The 24,546-nt window shown below is 43.8% G+C and carries 26 protein-coding genes and 1 tRNA gene; 17 read left to right on the top strand and 10 right to left on the bottom strand.

Going from position 1 to position 24,546, the window contains the following annotated elements; translation table 11 throughout:
- Genes NSS67_RS23215 through NSS67_RS23205 form a run of 3 tightly spaced genes read left to right on the top strand, consistent with a single transcriptional unit; the run spans position 1 to position 2,622 of the window.
- Positions 1–822: an ABC-2 family transporter protein gene (locus NSS67_RS23215; RefSeq protein WP_339315998.1), complete on the top strand. Its 822-nt coding sequence runs from the start codon at positions 1–3 to the stop codon at positions 820–822.
- Complete coding sequence (locus tag NSS67_RS23210) at positions 819–1,601, top strand: ABC-2 family transporter protein (protein WP_339315997.1); 783 nt, start codon at positions 819–821, stop codon at positions 1,599–1,601. The genes NSS67_RS23215 and NSS67_RS23210 overlap by 4 nt, the downstream gene beginning before the upstream one ends.
- A 22-nt stretch (positions 1,602–1,623) precedes the next feature.
- A complete protein-coding gene (locus tag NSS67_RS23205; RefSeq protein ID WP_339315996.1) occupies positions 1,624–2,622 on the top strand; it encodes an ATP-binding cassette domain-containing protein in 999 nt (332 codons plus the stop codon).
- Here NSS67_RS23205 and NSS67_RS23200 read toward each other — a convergent pair.
- A complete protein-coding gene (locus tag NSS67_RS23200; protein ID WP_339315995.1) occupies positions 2,613–3,182 on the bottom strand; it encodes a TetR/AcrR family transcriptional regulator in 570 nt (189 codons plus the stop codon). The genes NSS67_RS23205 and NSS67_RS23200 overlap by 10 nt on opposite strands.
- A gap of 164 nt (positions 3,183–3,346) precedes the next feature.
- On the opposite strand from NSS67_RS23200, the gene NSS67_RS23195 reads away from it, so the two are divergent.
- From NSS67_RS23195 to NSS67_RS23185, 3 genes are all read left to right on the top strand, one after another.
- Positions 3,347–4,288 carry a 2-dehydropantoate 2-reductase N-terminal domain-containing protein gene (locus tag NSS67_RS23195; RefSeq protein ID WP_339315994.1) on the top strand — a complete coding sequence of 314 codons (942 nt, stop codon included), beginning with the start codon at positions 3,347–3,349 and terminating at the stop codon, positions 4,286–4,288.
- A gap of 425 nt (positions 4,289–4,713) precedes the next feature.
- Positions 4,714–5,358 carry a histidine phosphatase family protein gene (locus NSS67_RS23190; protein WP_339315993.1) on the top strand — a complete coding sequence of 215 codons (645 nt, stop codon included), beginning with the start codon at positions 4,714–4,716 and terminating at the stop codon, positions 5,356–5,358.
- 121 nt (positions 5,359–5,479) lie between these two features.
- Complete coding sequence (locus tag NSS67_RS23185) at positions 5,480–6,070, top strand: class I SAM-dependent methyltransferase (protein WP_339315992.1); 591 nt, start codon at positions 5,480–5,482, stop codon at positions 6,068–6,070.
- A 69-nt stretch (positions 6,071–6,139) separates the two neighbouring features.
- Here NSS67_RS23185 and NSS67_RS23180 read toward each other — a convergent pair whose 3' ends face one another.
- The gene (locus NSS67_RS23180; RefSeq protein ID WP_197069771.1) at positions 6,140–6,235 is read right to left on the bottom strand and encodes a sporulation protein YjcZ; all 96 of its coding nucleotides are present in this window, start codon (positions 6,233–6,235) and stop codon (positions 6,140–6,142) included.
- Positions 6,236–6,346: 111 nt separating this feature from the next.
- Positions 6,347–7,750 carry an RsmB/NOP family class I SAM-dependent RNA methyltransferase gene (locus tag NSS67_RS23175; RefSeq protein WP_339315991.1) on the bottom strand — a complete coding sequence of 468 codons (1,404 nt, stop codon included), beginning with the start codon at positions 7,748–7,750 and terminating at the stop codon, positions 6,347–6,349.
- Positions 7,751–7,907: 157 nt separating this feature from the next.
- On the opposite strand from NSS67_RS23175, the gene NSS67_RS23170 reads away from it, so the two are divergent.
- The 4 genes from NSS67_RS23170 to NSS67_RS23155 are packed head-to-tail and all read left to right on the top strand — an operon-like array spanning position 7,908 to position 13,600.
- A complete protein-coding gene (locus tag NSS67_RS23170) occupies positions 7,908–9,044 on the top strand; it encodes a glycosyltransferase family 4 protein (RefSeq protein ID WP_339315990.1) in 1,137 nt (378 codons plus the stop codon).
- A 6-nt stretch (positions 9,045–9,050) separates the two neighbouring features.
- Positions 9,051–10,361: a DNA repair exonuclease gene (locus tag NSS67_RS23165; RefSeq protein ID WP_339315989.1), complete on the top strand. Its 1,311-nt coding sequence runs from the start codon at positions 9,051–9,053 to the stop codon at positions 10,359–10,361.
- Entirely contained in the window at positions 10,351–12,141 is a 1,791-nt protein-coding gene (locus tag NSS67_RS23160) for an AAA family ATPase (protein ID WP_339315988.1), read from the top strand. The genes NSS67_RS23165 and NSS67_RS23160 overlap by 11 nt, the downstream gene beginning before the upstream one ends.
- A gap of 43 nt (positions 12,142–12,184) precedes the next feature.
- Positions 12,185–13,600 (top strand): hypothetical protein, encoded by a 1,416-nt coding sequence (locus NSS67_RS23155; protein WP_339315987.1) that lies wholly within the window; start codon positions 12,185–12,187, stop codon positions 13,598–13,600.
- Here the strand turns inward: NSS67_RS23155 and NSS67_RS23150 are convergent.
- Positions 13,587–14,708 (bottom strand): hypothetical protein, encoded by a 1,122-nt coding sequence (locus NSS67_RS23150; protein ID WP_339315986.1) that lies wholly within the window; start codon positions 14,706–14,708, stop codon positions 13,587–13,589. The genes NSS67_RS23155 and NSS67_RS23150 overlap by 14 nt on opposite strands.
- A gap of 174 nt (positions 14,709–14,882) precedes the next feature.
- On the opposite strand from NSS67_RS23150, the gene NSS67_RS23145 reads away from it, so the two are divergent.
- The 3 genes from NSS67_RS23145 to NSS67_RS23135 all read left to right on the top strand — a co-directional run bounded on the left by NSS67_RS23145 (position 14,883) and on the right by NSS67_RS23135 (position 16,210).
- Positions 14,883–15,455 (top strand): xanthine phosphoribosyltransferase, encoded by a 573-nt coding sequence (locus NSS67_RS23145; RefSeq protein WP_339315985.1) that lies wholly within the window; start codon positions 14,883–14,885, stop codon positions 15,453–15,455.
- A gap of 101 nt (positions 15,456–15,556) precedes the next feature.
- Positions 15,557–15,874 (top strand): hypothetical protein, encoded by a 318-nt coding sequence (locus NSS67_RS23140; RefSeq protein ID WP_339315983.1) that lies wholly within the window; start codon positions 15,557–15,559, stop codon positions 15,872–15,874.
- A 117-nt stretch (positions 15,875–15,991) separates the two neighbouring features.
- The gene (locus NSS67_RS23135) at positions 15,992–16,210 is read left to right on the top strand and encodes a hypothetical protein (RefSeq protein ID WP_339315981.1); all 219 of its coding nucleotides are present in this window, start codon (positions 15,992–15,994) and stop codon (positions 16,208–16,210) included.
- A gap of 66 nt (positions 16,211–16,276) precedes the next feature.
- On the opposite strand, the gene NSS67_RS23130 is transcribed toward NSS67_RS23135, so the two are convergent.
- Positions 16,277–16,723: a hypothetical protein gene (locus tag NSS67_RS23130; protein ID WP_339315980.1), complete on the bottom strand. Its 447-nt coding sequence runs from the start codon at positions 16,721–16,723 to the stop codon at positions 16,277–16,279.
- A 187-nt stretch (positions 16,724–16,910) separates the two neighbouring features.
- Here NSS67_RS23130 and NSS67_RS23125 point away from each other — a divergent pair.
- Positions 16,911–16,994: transfer RNA gene (locus NSS67_RS23125), tRNA-Leu, on the top strand.
- Between the two features lie 630 nt (positions 16,995–17,624).
- Here the strand turns inward: NSS67_RS23125 and NSS67_RS23120 are convergent.
- The 4 genes from NSS67_RS23120 to NSS67_RS23105 all read right to left on the bottom strand — a co-directional run bounded on the left by NSS67_RS23120 (position 17,625) and on the right by NSS67_RS23105 (position 20,198).
- A complete protein-coding gene (locus NSS67_RS23120) occupies positions 17,625–18,155 on the bottom strand; it encodes a hypothetical protein (protein WP_339315979.1) in 531 nt (176 codons plus the stop codon).
- A gap of 104 nt (positions 18,156–18,259) precedes the next feature.
- Positions 18,260–18,943 (bottom strand): hypothetical protein, encoded by a 684-nt coding sequence (locus NSS67_RS23115; RefSeq protein ID WP_339315978.1) that lies wholly within the window; start codon positions 18,941–18,943, stop codon positions 18,260–18,262.
- Complete coding sequence (locus NSS67_RS23110; RefSeq protein WP_339315977.1) at positions 18,940–19,833, bottom strand: ABC transporter ATP-binding protein; 894 nt, start codon at positions 19,831–19,833, stop codon at positions 18,940–18,942. Before NSS67_RS23110 ends, NSS67_RS23115 begins: the two co-directional genes overlap by 4 nt.
- Positions 19,830–20,198: a GntR family transcriptional regulator gene (locus tag NSS67_RS23105; protein ID WP_339315976.1), complete on the bottom strand. Its 369-nt coding sequence runs from the start codon at positions 20,196–20,198 to the stop codon at positions 19,830–19,832. Before NSS67_RS23105 ends, NSS67_RS23110 begins: the two co-directional genes overlap by 4 nt.
- A 233-nt stretch (positions 20,199–20,431) precedes the next feature.
- Here NSS67_RS23105 and NSS67_RS23100 point away from each other — a divergent pair, with 233 nt between their 5' ends.
- The gene (locus NSS67_RS23100) at positions 20,432–21,241 is read left to right on the top strand and encodes a class I SAM-dependent methyltransferase (RefSeq protein WP_339315975.1); all 810 of its coding nucleotides are present in this window, start codon (positions 20,432–20,434) and stop codon (positions 21,239–21,241) included.
- Here NSS67_RS23100 and NSS67_RS23095 read toward each other — a convergent pair.
- Positions 21,233–22,243 carry a S8 family peptidase gene (locus NSS67_RS23095; protein WP_339315974.1) on the bottom strand — a complete coding sequence of 337 codons (1,011 nt, stop codon included), beginning with the start codon at positions 22,241–22,243 and terminating at the stop codon, positions 21,233–21,235. The genes NSS67_RS23100 and NSS67_RS23095 overlap by 9 nt on opposite strands.
- Positions 22,244–22,649: 406 nt before the next feature.
- Between NSS67_RS23095 and NSS67_RS23090 the strand changes: the two genes are divergently transcribed.
- Both NSS67_RS23090 and NSS67_RS23085 read left to right on the top strand, forming a co-directional pair.
- Positions 22,650–23,024 carry a hypothetical protein gene (locus NSS67_RS23090; RefSeq protein WP_339315973.1) on the top strand — a complete coding sequence of 125 codons (375 nt, stop codon included), beginning with the start codon at positions 22,650–22,652 and terminating at the stop codon, positions 23,022–23,024.
- 475 nt (positions 23,025–23,499) lie between these two features.
- Complete coding sequence (locus NSS67_RS23085) at positions 23,500–24,540, top strand: ABC transporter substrate-binding protein (RefSeq protein ID WP_339315972.1); 1,041 nt, start codon at positions 23,500–23,502, stop codon at positions 24,538–24,540.
- Positions 24,541–24,546: the final 6 nt, after the last annotated feature.

The raw sequence follows: 24,546 nt of genomic DNA, 5'->3' as shown, positions 1-24,546 counted from the left end.
ATGTTTGAGATGATAAAGCAACGCTCTCGCGTTATGAGAGCGGTTGCTTTTGTTACGTATAAGGAATGGAGTGCGTACAGGTCGCATTCGATGGTTTCTATTTTTGTAGGACCTGTGTATTTTTTGGTGCAGTATTATATATGGAGCGCTGTTTATAGTGGGGAATCTTCTATTAATGGGATGTCGCTTTCCCATATGCTCTCTTATTTTTGTGCCACGATGCTGATCAACTATTTGACCATGGATTTTGCGGATTGGAATTTGCAAATGCTCATTCGCACGGGGAAGTTCATTACGTTCTCGTTAAGACCAATGAATCATATGTTCTATGCGTTGTCTCAGAAGGCGGGGCATAGGGTACTTGGGCTTTTATTTGAATTTATTCCCTGCTTTATGATTTTCTTTTTTATTTTTAATATTGATGTTTTGCCCGCAAATTTACTATACGCAATGCTTTCGATTGCTATGGCGTTTATGATGAATTTTTTCATCCATTATAGTATCGGGATGGTCGCCTTTTGGATGGTGCAATCCTCCAGTATTCGTAATTTTTTTAATCTTTGCGAGGGGATATTCTCAGGATCGCTGATTCCATTGGTCTTTTTTCCAAAATCCTTACAAATGGCTTCCTTTTTCTTACCGTTTCAATATACGACCTTTCTTCCTGCAATGGTCTATACGGGTAGCTATACTTTAGCTGATATAACTTTACCTATTCCTCAAGTTTTGTTGTTACAGCTCATAGCCGTAATTATTGCCGGAGTTGTCTGCCGGGTGCTGTATGCGGTATCGCTTAAGCATTTTACGGGGGTGGGCGCATGAAACGTATGTTTTTGATATACAAAACTTGTATGAAGGCGAATATTGCTTCTGCTATCACTTATCGTGTTAATTTTATTCTTAATAGTCTTATCATGCTCATAGGGAATGTGTTGTTTCCTCTAGTAACGGTGTTCATCTATAATTCGAATGCTTCATTTGCAGGATGGACCTTTAAAGAGGCGCTGTTAATACAGTCCGTTTTTATTCTGTCTACGGCTTGTGCTGGGATTTTTTTTAACGGAATCATGTGGAATACGATGTCTCATGTAGTGGAAGGAACGCTGGAAGTGGTATTAATTAAACCTACCTCGAGTCTTTTTTTGCTGTTGGCCAGATCTTTTGAATTCGAAAGTATTGGGCTTTTAGGTGGTGGGGTAATTATGTTCGGGTACGCTCTTAGTGGAATCGAAGGGGTAACTTTCAGCTCTTGGTTGTTATTCCTGTTGTTGTTTGGAGCAGGGCTGCTTGTTATGTTCGGCGTGGCGCTCATCGTTGCAGCAATTTCCTTCAAATGGGTAGCGAATTCTCGCTTGCCGGAGATGTTTGAGAGCATTAAGTCTTTTGGGCGGTACCCAGGGACAATTTTCCCTAAAGCAGTCGTAGTCGTGAGTGCTTTTCTTTTTCCGGTTTCCATGATTGCCTACTTTCCAGCATCTACACTGATTGGCCGATGGGAACCCTATTTTTTTATAGCGATTATCCCTTGTGTGTTATTTGCTGCCTTCGGAATTTGGCTCTATACATATATGCTTCGCAGTTATAAAAGCGCCGGAGGATGAATTTTTATGAAGGAGAATTACATTGGACATTATTACTGTCAAGAACTTAACTAAACAATATGAAACCTATCACCGCGGACAAGATGCTAAAAGCGTATTTAAAAGTCTGTTTCACCGCGAGAAATCGATTATTACCTCCGTAGAGGATCTTTCGTTCAGTGTTGGAAAAGGAGAGATCATTGGCATTCTGGGGCCAAACGGTGCGGGGAAATCTACGACTATTAAAATGCTGACAGGCGTTCTCTATCCCACATCGGGAGAAATAAATGTTCTTGGGTACAACCCTCATAAGCAGAAAAATCAATATGTAAAACAAATCGGAGTATTGTTCGGACAGAAATCACAGTTAATATGGGACATCCCCCCTTTGGATAGCTTTTATATGAATAAGGAAATTTATGATATTCCTACGAATGACTTTCGTACAAGACTAGATCGATTTGTAAGTATGTTTGAGATTGGTGATATTATCACTAAACCTACACGCACCCTTTCTCTGGGGGAACGAATGAAATGCGAGTTTATTATGGCAATGCTTCATTCACCGCCCGTGGTTTTTTTGGATGAGCCGACGATTGGGCTGGATGTTATAGCTAAACAACGAATCAGAGAATTCATTAAGCAAATGAATCGGGAAGGCACCACATTTATTTTAACGACACATGACTTGGAAGACGTAGAGCGTTTGGTTCAAAGAGTTCTTATTATTCATCAAGGTAAAAAAGTATATGACGATAAGTTCTCTGAACTTCGACTTCATCTGGGCGCTAAAAAAGTGGTTAGGCTTTCTGCAGCTACAACGATTGGAGATATTGATCTGCCTGGGACTCTGATATCGGAAAGAATATCGGATTACGAAGTGGAATTAGAGATCGATACCGAGCAGTGTAAAATGGGCGAGTTTCTTCGTATTCTTAGTGAAAAGGTAGAGATTCTTGATATCTCCATTAAGGAGATCCAAATTGAAAAGATTATCAGCTCCATTTATGAGATGGATAGGGGAGAACATATTCAAGCTTGAGAACGGATCATCTGCAGATTTAGATCGAGCATGGACCATAACTTATCAGTGATCTCTTTTGCAGAACAAGGATTACTATGGGTAAACCACCATTCAATTACTCCGACAGCTGCCGAACTCAAAAATTGCACGGATATATCTTTACTTAGCTCATCTAGGGTTAAATTGTTTTCTAAGAATTGTGCTTTGATCTGTTTATTTATCATATCTTGTAATTGGTTTCTAAAGGAGAGCAGCGCTTTGTTTCTTAATAAAGTTTTATAAAAGAGAGCATTCTCCTCCAAAAGTTCCAGCGTGCGGAGCAATGACGACTTCGAGGGATTTGGTTCTGTTTCATCCTCTACTACGGAGCAGCTTTCAATTAGTTGTTTGAGTTGAGCCTCCAGACATTTATCCATCAGATCGTATTTGTCCGCATAATGGGAATAAATCGTTCCGCGGTTTACGTCGGCACGCTCTGCGATTTCGTTAATCGTTATTTTTTCAAAATCTTTTTCTGTCATCAGTTGTATTAATGCGTTCATGATAGCTGTTTGGTTTTTTTTAATTCTTCTATCCATTGAAATACTCCCTTTTTATTAAACATTATCCTGTCATCTGTTGAAAAACCAACAAAACCGGTAAAACTAGCGATTGAACCCTACCGGAGATGTGATAATCTGATTTTATCGAACAGATGATCGAAATACAACAAATGTCTAAAAAGGATAGAGGGGCTACGAATATGAGAGTATTAGTTTTTGGAGCGGGAGTTTTAGGCAGCTATCTTGCGCATGTTCTAGTGCGTGGGGGGAATGATGTCACAGTACTTGCCAGAGGGAAACGTGCGGAGCAATTGACGAAAGACGGACTTGTACTTCGCCATTATTTTCAATATAAAAACACTGAAGATGCTGTAAAAGTCATTTCAGAGCCTAAACCGGATGATCGCTATGATCTTATCTTTGTTGTTATGAAATACAATGATTTTCCAGCTGTATTACCTATTCTAGCAAAAAATCAGAGTCAGAATATAATTCTTGTAGGTAATAATGGCGATGCCTCTGGAATGCAACAAGATCTTCAGGACATGAGCGATGTGAGGAAAAATATACTCTTCGGATTTCAGCTTAGTGGAGGAATACGTGAAGAGAATGGCCGAGTTATCTGCATCAGAGTTGGAGGACAGATGGTACTCGGCAGTCTAGACGGTGAGATTCCAATAAAGCCTTTACTAGAAAATGCCTTTAAAAATGTTAAGTATAAGCTAACTTATCATGAGGATATGGATGCTTGGCTCAAAAGTCATATCGTGCCTATAGTGGCTTTGAACTCCTTGAGCTATCTTCACGACGGTGATCTGAAAAAAGTATCTAGGGACAAAAAGCTATTAAAACAATCCGTTTCAGTCATGGACGAGGGGTTTCAAATCATGGAGAAGTTGGGCTATACTATCACTCCAGCAGGTCAAGTCGACTTTATTCGAAAACACAAACAAGGTGTATATTATGGTCTGAAAATCATTCATAAATTGCCCTTTATGAAATTAGTAGATGGTTCTTTCAGCGAAATTGTAGCGTTGTTTGATTCGTTCGATATTTTGAAGCAACAAGCAAACATTGCGACACCCCATTGGGATCAACTGAAGCAGCAAGCGATTTCGAAGTATAATGCAAACAATCATTAGAGCTCAGCTAAAAAGGCTTCCGATCAATCGGTAGCTTTTTTATTGCTCATAGATTCATGGAAATGTGCAGCCATCATCTGCCTAAAGTTCTGCACCCTTATAGGGAATTACTCCCTATAATTCTGTGTATTAAGGTGAATTTTATTGAATATAGGGAAATTCTCCATATTATAGGGAGAGATTCCATATAGCCTAGTCATAGTAAGAGCTATGACCCAATTTATAGGGAGGTTTTCCCCCTGAAAATCCTGCAGGAAGTACGGCGATGTGTGCTCTGTAAGCAGTTCTTTAAACTAACAGACTACAATTCACCCGAAAGGGTGATTTTGTTCTTGGTGGATAGAATTATTTAACAAAAATGGAGGATTGGAAGGATGTTTTGTTGAAAATGTGTATAACAATCTTTTTTTGGAGGGATACGATCGATGGCTATATATTTTATTAGGCATGGAATAGATGATGAAGGCTTTCGTGGGGGTTGGAGTCAGCGTGGGCTTGTAGTAGAGGGCTATAGACAAGCCGAACGGCTTGGTAGTTATCTTAAGGAGAACCAATCTAGGTTTAACATCACTCGCATCCTCAGCAGTGATTTGCAACGTGCGTTAGATACAGCAAATGAGATAGCCAGAGCGATTAGTTTGCCTGTTGAAAGCAGTCCGTGTTGGAGAGAAACGAATAATGGTGTACTCGCTGGAATGCCCCATGAAATTGCAAATGAACGATACCCGGGTCTCTATTTCTCTGCTTTAAGAATGGATGAGAGATTTCCAGGAGGAGAGAGCCCACAGGAGTTTTTTACGCGAATAAGTACAGGTCTCTCGCATCTATGTAATGAACTGGAGAGTGCTGATCCAAAAGAAAATGTAATTGTGGTCACTCATGGCGGCGTAATTAATGTTATATACCATCTTTTAAAAGGTCTAACGTGGACCAATAAGAATGCCCATTTCCCGACTTCATATACTAGTATTCATAAAATAGAGTATCAAGTAGATAAGTGGGTAGTTACAGCTGGAAATCTTACGGAACATATATTAAGTGATCAGGCTGCTGGTATAGCAAATGAATAAGGAGCTCAATTGCGAAAATGACGAGTACTCCAAAAAGCAATTAGAAGTAGGCAATTTGGTAATTCGAAATATGTAATGGGAAGGTGAAGGTGAAGGTGAAGGTGAAGGTGAAGGTGAAGGAATGGGTTTACTTGATACACTGATCGATCAAGCCAAGAATCCGAGAGGATTCGTGGGGAATATCATGATCAAGATCATGAATCAGGCACATACCAGCATAACCACGTGGGGGCTCAAAAAAATAGAAATAATGAACAACGCTCCTATTTTGGACATCGGCTGTGGTGGCGGTCAAACTATACATACGCTAGCGAAACAAAATAACAATCGAGAAATCTACGGCATAGATTATTCACAGCAAGCTGTAGAGACCTCCATTCAAAAAAACAAAGAGGCAGTTACCTCAGGTAGGGTGAAGATTAGTCAGGGAGACGTGTCAGCGTTACCGTTCAACGATGGATTTTTCGGGACGATCACAGCTATTCAGACGCATTACTTCTGGCCCGATCTCGAACAGGATATAAGTGAAGTATGTAGGGTGCTGAGAGCAGGCGGTAGCTTTATTATTATTTCTGAGAAATATAAAATTAATTATCATATGACGCAATTCACGAAGAATGAAGAGATAGAATTGTTATTTCGAAAATCAGGCTTTCAAACAGTAAATATTCACGAGAACAATAAGTGGAGAGCTTATATCGGAAAAAAATAAAGCGGCCGCACCATCCTAAAAGGACGACACAGCCGCTTAAATTTCACCGTCTATTTAGCCGGATTGGTATTAAACGAACAACGAACGGGAAATGATGACGAGCAAGATAAAAAGTACCAAGATCGCACCGGTCGAAGTGAAGGCCCCTCCATGAAATTCACCCATGTTCAATTCCTCCTTCATAACATATGTCTTGTTCTCAAAGCGGCGGATGTCGCAGCCTTCTGAGATAATGACATCATATGCGAAAGTGGACTGGATGAACTGGTCTATGGCCTATTGCTCGTCAATATGGGCTTTTTGGACGCGAAGTCCTTTAGGAAGATGATTCTTAAGCTGGCCAGAACTAGCCTTGCCCCAACTAATCGGCAATCCATCTAAAGTTACAAGTGTCCAGCCATGTAATTCCATGGGCACAGGTAAGCTTTCTCCCCGGAGCCAAGCATGTATTTCTAGCCCCCCACTACTGAGATCAAAACTACGTGTTACTTGTGTGTGTTGAATCGCCATCGCAAGGGCGTGAGCGGGTTCAATCCGATTTTTCTTCATATGGGCAATATGTAGCCCGGCTCGTGGAATACGCAAACCATCGAGCAGCCCGGTATGTAGGTTGCCATTAAAGGCTTCAGGCAGCAAATATAGGGATTCACCGAACAGCAGAGGGACGCCTTGGTAAGAGAACCCCGGCAGCTCTACAGCGGCCCAGTCCTGAAATAACTGATACGCATCGCGTACGGAAGAATTCATTTTTGGGTTGTTTTTGATTCGACGTTTATTAGTGCCACGTTTAGCATCGTCATTAACGTCGTTTTCGGTGTCACTTTGCTTTCGCAGGAGTGCAACAAAGTGGCCTTCGCCTTTTTCTAAATGAGGCCAAAGGCGTTTATGGGTGATTAATTCCATATCGGGGTAACTATCCGTCAATCGGGTCATCATCTCTTCATTCTCTTGGCGGTTAAAAGTGCAAGTAGAGTAGGCTAGAGTGCCACCAGGCTTGAGCATAAGATAGGCGTCTTGCAGGATGTCCCATTGTCTTGCCGCGCACATAACTACATGGTCAGGAGACCACTCTTGAACGGCGTTTGGATCTTTGCGAAACATGCCTTCTCCTGAGCAAGGAGCATCTAACATAATTCGGTCAAAAGCTTGTGGGAAGCGCGAAGACAGCTGTTCAGGTGTTGCACAGGTTACGAGGGTATTCTTAATGCCTAGACGTTCTACGTTCTCTGCCAAAATTTTTGCGCGTTCCGGATGAATTTCATTAGAGATTAAGAGGCCTTGTCCCTGCATTAAACCAGCGATATGCGTAGTTTTACCTCCAGGGGCAGCTGCAAGGTCGAGGACGGTTTCGCCGGGTTTAGGCGCTAGCAGTTCAGCTGCGGACATTGCGGAAGGCTCCTGAATATAATATAGTCCAGCAGCATGGTAAGGGTGCCTGCCTGGTCGAGCGGGCTCTTCATAATAATAACCATCAGGGCACCATGGGATAGGTTTCAAATCAAATTGTGAGACTGCGCGCGCTACTGCGACTTGACCTGCATCTGAGATGCTTTTCAATGGATTAAAGCGAAGTCCCTGAGTTCGTGGTGCTGAATAACTTTCTATAAAAGCATTTGCCTCTTGCCCCAGCATTTCTTTTATATATGCGGTGTAAGAGGCAGGCAGCTGTTCTTCCTTCATAGATCATTCTCCTTTTTCTTAGTTGCTGTTTCATGTTTATACCGATAAAATCAAGGTATGGGGAACGTAATCGTACCTGAAATTCTACATATACACAACTATATCATAATTGCCAAGTCTTACTGAACACAGGGCAATTGTAAAGGGGATGTACCATATGAATTTGCTGCAAGCGCTCTTCTTCCCGCCGGAACAACCCGGTGGTGTATCATCCATGATCCCTTATCTACAGGAAAGGTTCCGTTCAAGCCGTTGGGAGATGGATTTGTTTTGGTTACCTAAGCGGATTCGCAACAAGGGTCATGAGGAAGTCGTATTTGAGACCTTTGATTGGACCCAGTTTGGGGAAAGTCCGATCGTTCAAAAATATATTCAGACTTATCGTGATTATCTATGGTGGACTAAACTGCGGATGAGCAAGTCTTACGATCTTATCCATTCACATCATCCAATAGCTGGTTTAGCGATGAAAAAAGTATTTCCAGATACGCCATTAATTCAAACCTTACATTCCAGTTATGAGCGTGAGCTGATTCTTAATGGAGCTATTTCTGAGGGTGGCTTGGAACATCAGTTTCTCGTTTCACTTTACCGCGAGCTTGAGCATGTTAGTGATCGGTTAATGACCGTGTCGCAAGCATTTGCAGAGTATGTAGCGCCTTATATTCTAGAACCTTCCAATATAGGAGTAATACCGAATGGTTTTGATGAAAAAAGGTTTAAGCCAGTCCCACATGACAACGCTGTACCACAGCTAGTGACTGTGACACGTCTAGTTCCAGCCAAAGGAATTGACACTTTACTCAAGGCCTGTGCTGAACTTAAAAACCGTGGTCATGAATATGTACTGCATATTATTGGAGATGGTCCTTCCCGTGCGGATTTGGAGAATATGGCTAAACAATTAGGGATTTATAATGAAACGATTTTTTATGGATATACACTTCATCCTGAAGAATTCATGCCTTTCTTTGATATTTTCGTGCTACCTTCTCGGGCGGAGGCCTTCGGTTCAGTGTTTGCGGAAGCGGCGCTTAGCTGTCTGGCTTTAGTTGGAACAAATGTAGGAGGGATTCCGGAGCAGATTGAAGACGGAGTTAATGGCCTGCTGGTCAGCCCGGATGATGAGCTTGCACTCGCGGACGCGCTAGAGAAGGTGATTTCCGATCCGGCTTATCGTTATGAGCTTTCTCGTTCGGCCTGGGATAAAGCAAAGAGTCTGTATTCGCTGACTCGTGTCGCTAATGAACTTAAGAAAACATACTTACAGTATCCCTCAAGAACGAAAGGGTGAGCAGCTATGATTCCATTTCGATTTCTACATGCTGCTGATTTACATTTGGATAGCAGATTTGCTGGGCTGGCGCATATTTCGCCAGCCATTCGTTCTTATTTACGTGAGTCAACCTTCGCCGCCCTCGGGCGGCTTGTCCGCGTTGCCATCCAAGAGAACGTTGATTTTATTGTCATCAGTGGAGATGTATATGATGTTTCTGACGCTTCATTACAAGGTCAGCTGCGGTTTTACGAAGCGCTCAAGGAACTTGGTCGGCACGGGATACACGTGTTTTTGATCCATGGCAACCATGATCCACTTGACGGGCTGCGTCTGACAACGGAAATGCCAAAACACGTTACCGTATTCGGAGGGGAAAAACCAGCTCTTGCTACCGCCTATCGTCGTAACGATGGACAAGAAGTGGCTATTGTTAGTGGAATCTCCTATCCGACTGCGAAGGTGACGGACAACACAGCAGTGACCTTTTCACGAAAGCCTGGCAGTCGTCTGTTTCATATTGCCATGCTGCATGGAAATGTAGACGGTGATTTGCTGCACGAGACTTATTCCCCCTGTAGTCGTAGGGATCTAATCGAACGGGGCTTTGATTATTGGGCGCTTGGACATATCCATAAACGTAGTGTATTGCATGAGAAGCCAGCGATTGTGTACCCAGGCAATATACAAGGGCGCAGCATTAAGGAAACCGGAGCCAAAGGTTGTTATGTTGTGGATGTAGATGAGGCTGGAAGTCCCACGCTCCAGTTCCATGAGCTAGATTATGTTCGCTGGCAGGTTCGGGATCTAACCATTGACGGATTAAGTAATGAAGCAGAATGGATACAAAATGTGGAGCAGGTTATTGACGACATCAGGGAAGAATTCCCGGATTTGATGTCGGTGGTCAGATTTCGCCTGATCGGACGAGGGAACGTACATAAAATATTAGCGGAGAAAGGGGCGGCAGAGGATCTGCTGTCTGAACTCCAGCGTCGTGAGGCAGTTCGGGCTGAGCGTAAAGATTATAAAGGACTTGTCTGGGTGGAAGGCTTCGCGGTAGAGTCTGGATTAGCTATTGATCGTGAACGGTTATTAGAGGAAGATAGCTTTCTTGGAGAAATGCTGCGAATTATGGAGCGTACGGAACATTCAACAGAAGCGCTTGAGGAGCTAATAAACAGTGCGCTTAAGCCGCTGCTGGAGAATCAGGAAATGAGAAAGCTGCTCTCGTTGACAAGCCAAGAGGAGAAGTTAAGCTGGCTTCGTAGCGCAGCAGAACAAGGAATCACAATGCTCGGTGGAATGGAGGGTGCTGCTGAAGATGAGAATTGAACATTTGCAAATTCATGGCTTCGGACGTCTACATAACCGAGAGATAGAACTAACGGATGGAGTTACCATACTTTATGGACGGAATGAAGCAGGCAAAAGCACGACGTTGCAGTTTATTCGCTCCATGCTGTTTGGAATTCCAAGTCGTGGAAACCCTACGGAGCGTTATGAACCTGCGCAAGGCGGAGTTCATGGGGGAATACTGAAGGCACGAGATAGTAATGGTGGCTTATGGACCATTCGTCGTCATACGTCTGGTGGTGAGGGCTCCGGAAGAAATGAGAAGCTGAACATCACGGTAAATCATCCGAATGGAACGACGCAAGAACTAGGACAAGCTGAAATGGAGCGTCTTTTGCTTGGTGGTATTTCAAGGAGCATGTTCCATCAATTGTTCGCAGTCTCACTCGACGAGCTGCAGGAGCTTGCTGCTCTTCAGTCAGAGGAGATGAGCAGCTTTCTCTTTCACGCAGGTATGGGTGGCGGTGGAACAATCATGCGTGCGGAACGTCGATTGGTACAGGAAGCTGAGAAGCTGTATAAACCTCGTGGGAAGCTGCAGGAAGCTGCTAAAATTGTTCAGGCTATTGAAAAACTTGAGCGCGAAATGGCTGAGAGTCGATCTTATCTTCCGCGATATAACGGCAATATCGCAGCATTGAAGGCAACGGAATCTGAGCTGTATCAACTGGAAGAACAACGTAAACTTACTGGTGATAAGCTCGTGATGCTTCGCAAAGCACAGGATGTACGTGAATTGTGGCTAAAATGGAGCGATGCGCAGCTCGAGCTGCAAGGCTTGCCAATGATTTCTACCTTTCCTGAAGATGGAGTGACTCGCTTTCAGACACTTGAAGGAGAAATTCGAAATGCTCAAGGAGCTGTAGCTCGTTACGAGCGTCTACAAAGTGAGCTTTCTGCTGAACTGGATCAGAATCCTCCAGATGCGTTGTTGACTGCGCAGGGACCTGCTCTGGAGCGGCTGGATCGTCATCGGAGCAGCTATGAAAACCTGCGAGCGGAAAGACAGCGGCTGGAAGCTGAATTGATCGCGCTGAATGAGCATCTGCAGCGAATTCTGCGTGGGATTGATGTCAGCTGGAGCGCGGCAGAGCTGACTGCATTCTCTGGTGCAGCGGCGGATCGTGAAGCTGCACGGAGGTTTGCGGCGGCGTTCGCGAGCTATGATCGCCGCATGGAAGCGGAGGGCGCAGCGCGGCAGACGCTGCGTTCCCGCTTGGCCGCTGCCTCAGCTTCGCTGCAGGCAGCAGAACGAGCGCTGGCGCGTGAGCACGCCACCGGCGCTGAGTCTTTTGCGCAGCTAGCTCCGCGCAGCGCCCGTGAAGTGCTGCAGCTGTGGGACGAGCTGCAGCAGGCGGCCGAGCGCTGGCGCGAAGCGCAGCTCAGCGAAGGGCCGCTGCGCGGCCCCGGCGCCGGAAGTGACGGCCCTAGCGCGCAGCGCATGGCCGCGCTCTACCGGCGCCTGCTGTGGGCTGGGGCAGCACTAACCGTGCTGCTGCCCACAGCGCTGTGGCTGACCGGTGCTCCGCGGGTCAGCGCAGTGATCGCGATCGGCCTGCTAGGCGCGGCCGATCTGGCCCTTTGGGCCGGCCTCAGCGCAGCGCGCCGGCCGGAAGCGTCCCCGCCAGGGCATGGCGGGGACGTGGGCACGGCCGCAGCTGAGATGCTGCGGCTGCGGGAGCAGCTGCTCTCCGGGGCGGAGCCGGAGCGCCATCACCCCGGGGCGGCGTTCGACCGCCGCCCCGGGGTCCAGCCCTGACGCAGGCGGGCTGGAAGCCTCCATGAGGGAGCTTCGCAGGCTCATGGAGGCCTGGGTAGCATGGCGGCAGCGCATTGAACGCTATGCCGCCGAGCGGGACGCCTGCCGTACGGAGCTGGAGACGCTGGCAGGCCAAGAGAAGCTGCTCGCTGAGGAGATGAGCCGAGCAGAAACGGCTTTCACAGAAACCGCTGAGCAATATGAAGAATGGCTGCGTGAGCGCAGATTGCCTGAAGGGTTGTCTCCAGAAGGGCTGCCTGATATCTTCACTATGGTGGAGCAAGGGAACGAACTGCTGCGCCAAGAGAATAAGCTCTCTTTACGACTGAAGGAGCTGGAAGCAGAGTGTAACGTATTCGAGGAGGAACTGCTTGCTCTTATTTATGAATCAGGTCCTGATCCTCTGGACGAGTCTGGTGTTGCGGTAGCTAGCTTTAATGTGGATCCGCAAGATGGACAACGAAGATCCACGCTAACTTTATTAAGCTGGTTGGAGCTTCGAAAAAGAGCTTGGGATGAACTGAAAAAGGACCTAATTCGCAGGGAAGGTATTCAGTCACGGTTACAAGAACTTCTGGAAGAACTTAAGGAGAACCATAGGATATTAGGTGAACTGAGAGAACAGCGTGACCTACTGTTGCATGAAGGTGGAGCAACAGGCGGAGAGGATTTCTTGCGAAGATCGGCTGCTGTACAGCGGCGAAGTGATCTGAATAAATCCATTCGTCAGTGGGAGCTGGCCATGTTTGGAGGCTGGGAAGATGAGCGAATTGCCGCCCTGCAAGTATTATTAGATCATCATGATGCCTCAGCACTCCAGAAGGAGCGGACGGTGGCTGAAGAGCTTGCTGAACGTGAGGAAGAAATGTGGAATACTCTGCTGGAGCAACGAGGGAAGCTGCTTCAGGAAAGGGAGTATTTGAAAGAGCGTTGTATGGAGGACTCTGTTATTCAGCAGCTGGAGGAGCGGAGAGCCGCTTTGCGAATTGTGGCTGATAAATATGCGGTAGCAGCATTAACTGCCGAATTAATCGGAAGAACCCGCCGTATTTATGAGCAGGAGAAGCAGCCGCAGGTACTATTACTTGCATCCGACTATTTCTCCAAGCTGACAGAAGGGGAGTACAAGAGAGTAGTTATGACTCTGGGCCATAAAGAGCTAAAAGCAGAACACAAAGATGCTGGACTGCTGGACAGCGGACTGCTCAGCCGTGGGACGGCAGAACAACTGTATCTTTCCATTCGCTTGGCACTAGCAGAAACGATGTCACGGCAAGTATCGCTGCCATTGCTGTTCGATGATCTATTCGTCAACTTTGACGAGTCCCGACTTCAGGCTGCTCTTTCACTTCTTGGAGAACTGTCGATCTCCCGCCAGATTGTGATGATGACCTGTCATAAACATGTGGCGGAAGCGGCAGCACGAATGATTCCAACAGCAGCAGTTATTTCCGTGTAATCCGGGTGACTGGCTTTATTGATGTTAGGCTGTTCCCTTTTCCACTTGAACCCGATGAGGAACTGATTCGTGGTGGAGTAGTCCATGGCGTACGTAATAGCATGACAGCCCAGACCAGCGATAAGGCTCCGAAGATCGGGTAAAACACTGAGAGAAGAGAGCTAAAGCCAAACTGGCTCAGTAAATAGCAGAGCAACATCAGGATCGGCGTAATCAAAGAAGGTTTAACTGGAATGCGTTGTTTAAGCTGCACGGTGACGCCATAAATGTCGGCGACAAAAGTGCTGAAGATCTCCAAGAAAATCAGCAGCAGATATATAGTTTGCACTACTGTACCCAACCGGACGGCGATGTTGCCCATAGGGATTTCAAATTGGAGTATCCCTGGCATCTGTGAGCTCATTGCGAAATGCGCGGCGATCAACATAAAACCAATTCCGGTACCGCCAATAATACCGCCCCATACAAGAGATTTTTCATCATCTGTATGACGAGCCATCGGAACTAATACGGCTTGAGCCATACCTAAATTGAAGGCGGTGTAGAGCAGCGGCGACATCCACGCTCCAAAGATAGAACGATCATTTTCAAGGAATAAGAACCGTTCAGCTCCTGGAATTTGAAACGTATTAAAAATAATTATGAGTGATAGCGTAAGCATTAGTGGGACGATCAGACTGTTCATTTGCAGAATACCGGAAATCCCTCGTTTAAGTAGAAAATAAGAGCCAACCAGCGTCAGCAGTAGCCCTGTTTGATAATGGAGTCCCAGATGCTCCTGAAAAATAGCGCCAGCTCCTGCAAGCATAATGCTGTTGACACCGATCAGAATGACCATCGTGAACAAACTGATGGTGCTTCCAACTTGGTCACCGAAGAGGTGACGGTTAAAGTCTTCATAGGATTCTGCTTCTATGCGCCGAGCGATGACCATCATTTTCGTGCCCAGCCATATGAACAGTATAGTAGAGAGCAGGATGGTTAAGACTGCCCAGTGTCCGTAACGAGTGAAAAATTTTAATATTTCTTGACCGGTAGCGAATCCGGCTCCTACAATGGTGCCAATATAAGTGAAAGCGATCTGTAATGTTCGGACATGTGATTTCATGGCTCCCCTCCTAATAGTTTTAAGAAGCAAAAGAAAAATCATAAAGGTGCTATGCAGGATTGCCTTGTGCACTCTGTATAGTACAGGTTATGATGAGGATCAGTAGGACATGACTTCCGTGATTCAATTGTACGGAGCGTCTGCGATTATAAAGGGTATTGGAGGTTCAAAATCATGGAAGTGTTGAAACAGCGGATTTTGGAGGAAGGTGTCGTCGTTTCGGATGAAGTGCTGAAGCTGGATGCACTGTTGAATCATCAGGTAGATCCGCAGCTTACGATGGAAATGGGACGGGAGTTTGCCGGGAGGTTTGCGGACTGTGGAATTACACGTATAGTGACCGTGGAATCCTCGGGCATTGCCGTGGCATTTGCCACCGCATATGAGTTAAAGGTGCCGCTAGTTTTTGCACGGCGCAAAAAAACGCTGCTAGCAGATCCAGACGCACTTTGTGAAAGAGTACCTTCTTTTACGAAAGGTATTGTTACCGACATTATGTTGTCTCGCCAATTCATCTCTGCAGAGGATAAAATCCTCTTTATCGATGATATTATTGCGAATGGCGATGCAGCGCGTGGACTGATTAAGATCATCGAGCGCTCTGGTGCTGAGCTGGTAGGTCTTGGCGTTGTAGTAGAAAAAAGCTTTCAGGCAGGAGCTCGAACAATCAAGGAGCAAGGGATCCGACTGGAATCGCTCGTAAGAATTACCTCTCTTAGTGGAGGCAAGATTGAATTTGGGGAATAACCTGAATTTGGAATAAGAACATGCCTATTTTTAAAACAACTGCTTTTCACCCTATGGATTTTCCTTTATAATAAAATCAGACATAGGGAGGAGGCGTCACAATGGGGAAAGAACCGGTGACTGAGCAATTTTTTATTGATAAATTAACCGAGGCCAAGGATCACTTCGAGCGTGCGCTGGATTGCAAACACACGGATTTCGACGATCTGTATCCCTATATGATTGAACATCCTCAGTTTTTTTGGTACAAACGCTATGTAGCTTGGTCAGAGCTTCTGACAATCAAGGGTTTATGTGAGGAACTATCCTTCCCTTGGAGGGAGAAATTCACAACTAACCAAGTGGATTATCTGGAGCAACGTGTGATGTCCGCTAAAGTTCTTGATTTCTGGTTTGAGAAGAATGAAGCGCTGATATAAGAATGCTTTAGTAGACATGCAAGTCGTCAATTGCTTATACGAGGCCCAGATGATTTATCATTTGGGTCTTTTTTCTGAGGGAAAAGAGGATAAGCTATAAAGAAGGAGGGACTTATAATGATTAGCGATGAACAATTAGATGCCTACCGAGTTTCCGGTGAGAAAATTCGTGTGGTGCGGGATGGTTTAGAAAGTAACGACGTTAAAGGGATTGTCCTTGCTTGGGACGATTCGCAGGTAATGATTCGTCGTCAGAATAGACGGGTAGTTAAGCTTGATCGAAATTACGTATTTCAGCCCTTTAGCGAACCAAGGAAAGATCCAGATAATATATAATCTCCACAGCACAAACAGCTCCTTACCCAAATTGGGTGGGGAGCTGTTTGTGTAGAGCTAGGTGGATTATATAGTTAGAGCTAGCTGGGTAGCACTTTCTTCTCTGGAGAGCATAGAGAGCTCTGTAGACAGTCCGAGATACGCACGCATACGTAGCATCATTTCTCTACGGAATCCTGGCCATAATATATTCATCTCACCCTGATATCCTCTGCAGGAGTACAGAGCCTCGACTCCTCGTTGATCTTGGCGAACAGTTGTGATCTTCAGATCATGGGAGCTTAATTCGCGCGTAACCTCTTGAAGCATTAGTGAGGTCTTCTTAGTGGCTCCGGACACGAGCTCCATATAAAGCTGTGGGGTCTTAAACAGACCACTCTTGCTGATTACACGGCAATCGCGCTCGAAAACTTTATGAATAAACGTTAGCAGCAAATAGCTTCTGACAAGGGAAAGTTCTTCTTTAGTAACCTCTTCATCAACAATGGATGTCTTTAACTTCGTAGTCGCCACTATAAATCACCTCATTTATATTATGCGAACTTTTGTTCTCATTATACCTTATATTCGGAAGTAAAAGCAATAATTATCCATAAATTAATGACCATTTAGAAAAGTTGGAGAATATATTGACGCTTTAATCTTGGCATGGTAAGATATATCTTGTGACTGCAAGATTGAAAGATAGTCATTATGATGTGCGGTCGTGGCGGAATTGGCAGACGCGCACGGTTCAGGTCCGTGTGGTAGCAATATCGTGGAGGTTCGAGTCCTCTCGACCGCATCACTAGAAACTCCCTTGAGAAATCAAGGGAGTTTCTTTGCGTTAATGTAAGGTTGAACAACCTGTAAGCATAGATAAGGGTATAACATTTTCATCGTGGACGTGAGCCTAGGCGCATGAGAGTTTTGTATTGTCTACCTATATTTGAGAATGCGTGCATACCTAATTCAATGAACATACAGTTGTGTAAGTGAGAATAATTCGGAATTATAGGGAATTTCTCCCTATGATTATTAGGATTCATTTTATTCTCAATGAGTATAGGGATTTCCTCCGTATAAATTCCGATAAAACCCGAAATAAGTCAAAATCCAATGAATTATATGGAGATTTTCCCTATATCCTTCGATTTATGGACTAAAACGATAAATTAAAGGGAGAAATTCCCTATACCAGTAATTGAGACTGAGAAGAAGCAGAAAGTGGGGCATAAATGCCCCAGAATTGCCTTTGAACTTAATGAAGAAGATATCATGTACAAAAAGCTGATCATTTGCAGGCTTTCTCTAGTTCAGCGAAAGGTATGGATGAATAAGTGTATATCATTTTCTTTCTGAGATGTGCATCGAAGGCTCATGAAAGTTCTTTATAAAGGTACTTAACGCTTAGCAAGATGAGCATGCTAAGATCTTAGCTTAATAAATATCGAATTAAACCTAATAGCGCAAAGGCAAACAATACCGTTCCTGCGCCAATGCCTGTAATTGCACTGTTTGCGACCTTAAGCTTTTTAGATATGAATAGTGAAGCAATAGAAACAACAACGAGAAGTGCTGCTAAAATGTATAAACTGAAATCGTTAAAGACACTTTTCAGACCAATGAAATGAATACCTACAATAAAGGCGATCCAAGGAGCAGTGTAATCATTATACTTACATTTCATCAATATAGAAGCTCCCGCACCAGCTAAAAAGAATTCAATATAAACAGAAATTAGATAATTATCAAATGAGGTCTTATCATTCAAAACGGAGGGAGCATCCCAGTTCGTTACACTTAGATAGACACCGATCAAGCAGATGAGAAGGGCTACACCAGAAGATATGCCAATGTATTTTCGCCAGCTGGATCTGGGATTTTCTTGTGCCCAACCAAACCAACTAAAACTAAACATACCGAATATGGCTGCGTACATGGTGTAGTCCCTCACATATTCCATACCGTACCTCCTTGTGTAATTGACTGTTTCAAGCGGTCGTTTCGGGGCTCCCCGCAAAGTACCTGAATTAGCATCGAATCAAGGCCCCACTTTGTGGGGTTATTTTAGACTGTAGACTTCCGAAGCATCCAGAACGACAAGAGTGCACATAAAACCGTCAAAGGCATGGTCCACAAGGCAAGTTCAAATGCGGTATTTCCAGCAAACCAGTTAAATAGATCTCCCCACCACTTATAATAAGTCATTAAAAATCCAGCGATGCTGTATAGAATGAACATGACTGCACCGAAAATGAATAAGCCGCTTTTCCCAAATCTCCGGAAGATACTGGATATAACAAATCCCAGATAAAACATATGCAACATAATCACGAAATAGATCCACAGCTGTTCTAGGACAGTACCATCATTTAAATATGGCACGTGAAAATAATGTAGCTGCACACCCCAGCCAGGTGTTAATTTGCTTTCTATAATGGATAGCAGGAACAGTAGAAGTGAGAAGATGGCACTTGTTATAACAGCCATTAAGGATGTGCCGAAGAAATAATCCGTTCTTCGTAAGCTTAAGCCTAGGGCAAAAGGGAAGGTCTGTACTAAAATGATGACACCTGTAACAAACATGTAAATGAAGATAGAGGCTAGGCCACCAGTATACATAGGCTCTTGCATAAAAAAGGCTAAGACGAGATTAACGAAAAAACTGGACAACAATATGATCCAAGGCATAAACAGCCATAGCCATTTATCTCTGTAGTGCATTTTTAATATGCCTGTCATATGGTTCATTGCGGTGCCACTTCCTTCCCTTGGGATTTTCTATTTGTGAGATGAACAATTAACTGCTGTAAAGATATAGGTGAGATCTCCAGACCGAGCATCTCAGCGCGTGACAGATCTGTTGACTTTAAGCCAATTACGGTAGCAGAAAGTAATCCACCTATGGACTCTCTTGCGATGGTCTCTTTACCAGAAATGAAATCTTCAACCTTCGCAGCCGCACCAATAACCTTAGTAGCTCGCCCGCGAAGCGCTTCAGCATCTTCATTGATAATTAGCTTACCGTTGTCGATAACAATGACATGCTCTAACAGCTGGCTCACCTCGTCAATCAAATGTGTAGACAAGACAACCGTTCGTGGATATTCTGAATAATCCTCAATTAATCGATCGTAAAATAGGCTTCTAGCCACAGCATCGAGACCTAAATAGGGTTCGTCAAAAATAGTCAGCGGAGCGCGACTAGCTAGGCCTATTACAATGCCCACCGCCGACAGCATTCCTCTGGACAGCTTCTTTATTCTTCTTTTTAAAGGTAGATTGAAATCCTTGATTAAAGAGTGAGCATATTCCCGATCAAAGTTTGGGAAAAATAACGCAGATATCTCCAGCACATCGATAATTCGGTACGTATCTGGATACTTTTGACCTTCCTTAATGAAGCAGATCTGACTTAAAACACGGTTGTTCTCATAGGGATGTTCCCCGAATACTTTCAAATCACCACTTGTGGGAAATAGCTGAGCGGTGATCATGTGCATGATCGTTGTTTTACCTGCACCATTACGGCCGAGCAGCCCATATATTTTGTTTTGTTCCAAAGAAAAAGTGATTTCATCGATCACTGTTACTTTTCCATACGATTTGGTCAGTCCTTTGATTTCAACGACTTCGTTCATGACTTATCTCCCCTCTGAATCATATTCGTTAATTGATCTAACGTAATTCCTAATTTCTGAGCTTCACGAATCATAGTTACAACATACTGCTCATAAAATTGTTCTTTTCTCTTCTCCATCAATACTGCGCGCGCTCCAGAAGCTACAAACATGCCGATTCCTCGCTTTTTGTATAAAATTCCTTGGTCCACAAGCAAATTCACACCTTTCGCAGCCGTCGCCGGATTGATCTGGTAGAAGACCGCAAACTGATTGGTTGAAGGAACCTGCGTTTCTTCAAGCAATGTTTCTTCGATGATGTCATTTTCAATTCGTTCGGCGATCTGCATAAATATCGGTCGATTATCGTCCATCAAGTTTCCCATGTATTCACCGCCAAGTTCATTGGTTAGTTAGTTATGTAATTAACCATACAGCCAAGGAACTTGTTTGTCAATAATTTCTATGTACATTGTTTGATTCTCTGAGCCCAAATGTCGCGTATTTAGACTTATTTACATAAATAAAAGGCGATCCAGATTCGCTCCGAACAGCCTTTTATTTTATTTGGATGTCTGCTATGATTTTCTCCTATTAGAAAAAAGAGGAGGGTGAAACTATGAATGAATATGGTCCGGATTTATTTAAAGGTACTGCAACGTACTATTCAGAATATCGCCCACAGTACCCCTCATCACTTATTCGCTTCTTAATTCACAAGTTTTCGCTAAACGGAGAAGGTCGGCTGCTTGATTTAGGCTGTGGTACGGGGCAGTTAGCGTTAAGATTTAGTGATTGGTTTGAAGAAATTCTAGGCGTAGATACGGAACAGGAAATGCTAGACGAGGCAATTCGTCTGTCTAACAACTATAGGGTAGATAACTTTAGATGGCTGCAAGGTAGAGCGGAAGAACTGGCGAATGATTGGGGTTCTTTGCGTCTCACCATCATGGCCAAAGCGTTTCACTGGATGGACCGAGAATCTATTCTTGAAATTCTATATCATAGTTTAGAGGATAATGGTGGCATTGCTGTTATTGATACTTTTAATCAACAACAAGAACCTTTAGCTTGGCAGCTAAAGGTAAATGAAGTAATAAAATACTGGTTAGGTGACGAAAGAATAGCCGGCAAGAGTACATATAAGCATCCCCAAGAAAGACATGAGAATGTTATCATGAGATCCAGCTTTGCACACGTTGAAAGACATGTTTTACCGAGTTATTCAATCACTTGGACTGTCGATTCGATTATAGGAAATTTATATTCTACATCTTATGCTACAAGGCGTTTATTTGGAGGGAACATAGATCGTTTTGAAAATGATATGAAATCAGCTTTATTAGAAATAGAGCCTATGGGTATATTTACAGAAGAATTGTCGGTTTCCGTAATCACTGCCTTTAAAAGAGAGGTGAATTTACGATAAGAATCGGGCATTGATCTCACCGCATCCTGCTGTGTTTGGATTTAGTTTAAGGCGAAATGTGTTCTTTTTCAGTATGGATTTCACTTGCTTGGGAGTAAGAGAAGGACGCTTTTGCAGTAATTGAGCGATCACACCAGAGACGATGGGTGTCGAGACGCTGGTGCCGGACAGCACAAAGTAATCTTTAGCAATCCGCAAGTAAGGAAGTTCTCGATCCAGCTTGGACCGAGGAGCACGAAGGGAGATAATCGTCTCCCCAGGGGCTACGAGGTCTGGTTTTTTTCGCCCTCCCGGTGCCGGTCCACGGCTGGAAAACCAAGTTATCCGGTCGTCCTTTTGTGTGAGCGTGCGACGATCATCCACAGCACCGACAGTAATTGCTGAAGGACTAATCCCTGGAGATTCGATCGTACTCCGCTTAGGACCACTGTTTCCGGCCGCTATTACAACAGTAAGACCAGCTTTAATTGCTTTTTCTACAGCTTGGCACAATGGATCGTCAGAACAAGGTGAATTTACTGTACCCCCGAATGACATCGAAAGGATTCGTAGTTTTAATCGTTTCCGATTAGCAATACACCACTCGATTCCTTTAATAATCGTAGAGTCATATCCGTCACCATTTTTATCGAGTACTTTGACCCCAACGATTCCTGCCTCTGGAGCAGGGCTTTTGTATTTCCCTTTGCTCATCCATCCGTTGCCTGCTGCATCCCCTGCGATATGAGTTCCATGGCCGTTATCGTCATAAGGTAGTTGTCTATGATTAATGAAATCTTTAAAGCAGACAATTCGATTAGCGGGCCGAGTTAGATCCGGGTGCCGATACACTCCCGTATCGAGAATGGCAATGTTGATGCCTTTTCCGGTGAGTCCCTGCTTCTGTTGGATGGAGGTAGAACCGATGGATGGTGTTGCTATAGAAAGTGATTTTTTTTTGATTCCGTCTACATAGATTTTATCGATCCCATGCCAACCGCACATCTGCTTCAGACATTTCATCGAAACTCGTGAGGATACTGAATTCAGCATGGGGAGGTGATGTTTGATAGGGAAGTCGTGTAATTCTAAATGTTTTTGTAATGACTTCAGCTGTGCTGGGGTCATTTTTTGTTTGAATTTGATAATGATAGGAATTTTAGCGGATTTACCACGAGGGACTTGGGATTGCTCGATTCTTTGCCTCAGCGCCTTATGGATCCTTGAACTATTTTGCTCTAGCCACAATTGTCGGCTCATTTATTAATGGATCACCTCACCATTGCATTATATGCACCACTGATCCAGTGGATACGAATCTATGAATCAAGAGAAGTTAACACATTTGTAGATTTGTAGGTAAAAGTGAGGTCAAGCACTCCTAATCTTGCATTTACTAACGTATCCTAAAAAGAAAGTGGTGAAGTAAATGGCAATTATTAAGAAACCAGTCAATAAGCAAGCAGTTATGGCGGCCAAAGCCCTCGCGGCTAAAAAAGCGAAGGCTGCTGCAACGAGAAAGAAACGGAGAGTTAGACAGACTTTAGACAGATTTATTGTGGTCGCTATTGGTACAAATGCAACTGGAACACCTAAAGACACTGCGGGGTGGACAGCTTCATTAATACGAACTGGAAATCCACCAATAACCGCTGATTTCGACGAGTTTGGTGTAGTTAGATTTCCAACAGTCTCGACTTTAACTACAGTAGCTTATCTGCTCACGTTAAATGATGAGAATGGAAATGCTTTAAGAAGCTTTAACGTTCCATCTGGTCGCGAATTTTTTGTTGCAAGATTTTAATTTGGACTAGCCTAGGAATTCTCAAGTACGTAACAGCATGTGTCGATACTATATCGCCGCGTGCTGTTTTTTTTGTATAAGCCTATTCCTTTACTTGGATATGCAGGTCGATGGCTTTCCTTTGTAGTGGCAGAGGTAATCTGTATCGTGGTAAGCTGTGGCTGTTTAAAAGTGAAGATTCTCGCAAGTTATAAGTAAATTAGGTTTCTTATGCATATTGACCATGTCCTTTGGGCGTGTTTTTTTTGTATAGATATAAGAACGTTTGAGTTTCACACTATACATAATCCTTATATTTTTACGAGAAACGGTCATTCTCTTAAACGGATGCCAAAGGGAATTATGCTAATTTAAAATTAAAATAAAATTCTTGACACTTTTCATTGATAACGATTATCATAGGTAAGATAAGTGAAAATGAAAATCATTATCACTATATGAAACGCATAATTATACATATTCGGAGGGATAGATTTTGAAAAAATTATTAGTACTTTTGGCTGTTGCAGCACTTAGTGCAATGACTGCATGTTCGTCCACCAATACAGCGGACAATCAAGCGAAGAATGAAGCAGTAACGAGCATAGCCGCTAATGAAACGAAAGAAGTAACTGCAGCAAATAACAAAGAAACAACGAACACAGCCGAAGCTACTGGTAAAGTGTACAGTCTGGAGAATGATGGTGTAGACGAAGCATTGTTCAATGAGGCGTTGAGCCAATTTCCAGCCACAGTTCCACAGCGTATTGTAACTACCTCTGTACCGTTAACAGAAATGCTCTACTTGCTCGGAATAACACCAGTTGGAGTACCTACTTCAACGAATCCAATCCCTGCTGATTTTGAAACGATAGATAAAATTGGTTCCCCAATGGCACCAGATCTTGAAGTAGTAACAAAGCTTGAGCCAGACCTGCTACTGGGAGCGGAATCGCTTCGAAGCACGCTAGACAAGACACTGGAAGGAATGGATTTGAAAAAAGCATATCTTCGCACAGAATCCTTCGAGGATTTGAAGCTTAGCCTTAAAGTATTAGGCACTTATTTTAATAAAAAAGATGAGATGAATGCGGCTTTGACCAAGATTTTGGATAAAGAAAATGAGCTAAGTAAATTAGCTGAAGGAAAAGAGCTACCAAGCGTGATGCTCGTCATTGGAACTTCTGATTCCTTTATGGTTATGAGTGAGAAATCTTATTTAGGGAGTTTGGTGAAAAAGCTTGGTGCTGATAACATTGCGACTTCTGTACTCAAAGTTACAGACACTTACTCCCCAATTAATATGGAGAACGTTGTAGCCGCTGATCCTGACGTCATTCTCGTACTTGCTTCAGGCGATCATGGGGCGACAAAGGATAAGTTCAAAAAAGAAATAGAGAAAAATGAAACTTGGACGAAGCTCTCCGCTTATAAAAACGACAAAATCCAAATTTTGGATTACAGCGTGTTTGGCGTAACTTCGATCATTAACGCAGAGACAGCCCTAACTGAAATTGCAAAATACTTCTATGAATAATTAAAG

This window comes from Paenibacillus sp. FSL R10-2734, from assembly GCF_037963865.1.
GTDB lineage: Bacteria > Bacillota > Bacilli > Paenibacillales > Paenibacillaceae > Paenibacillus_AQ.
The sequence above is the reverse complement of the archived record's forward strand: the minus strand, read 5'-3'. Positions and strand labels throughout refer to the sequence as shown.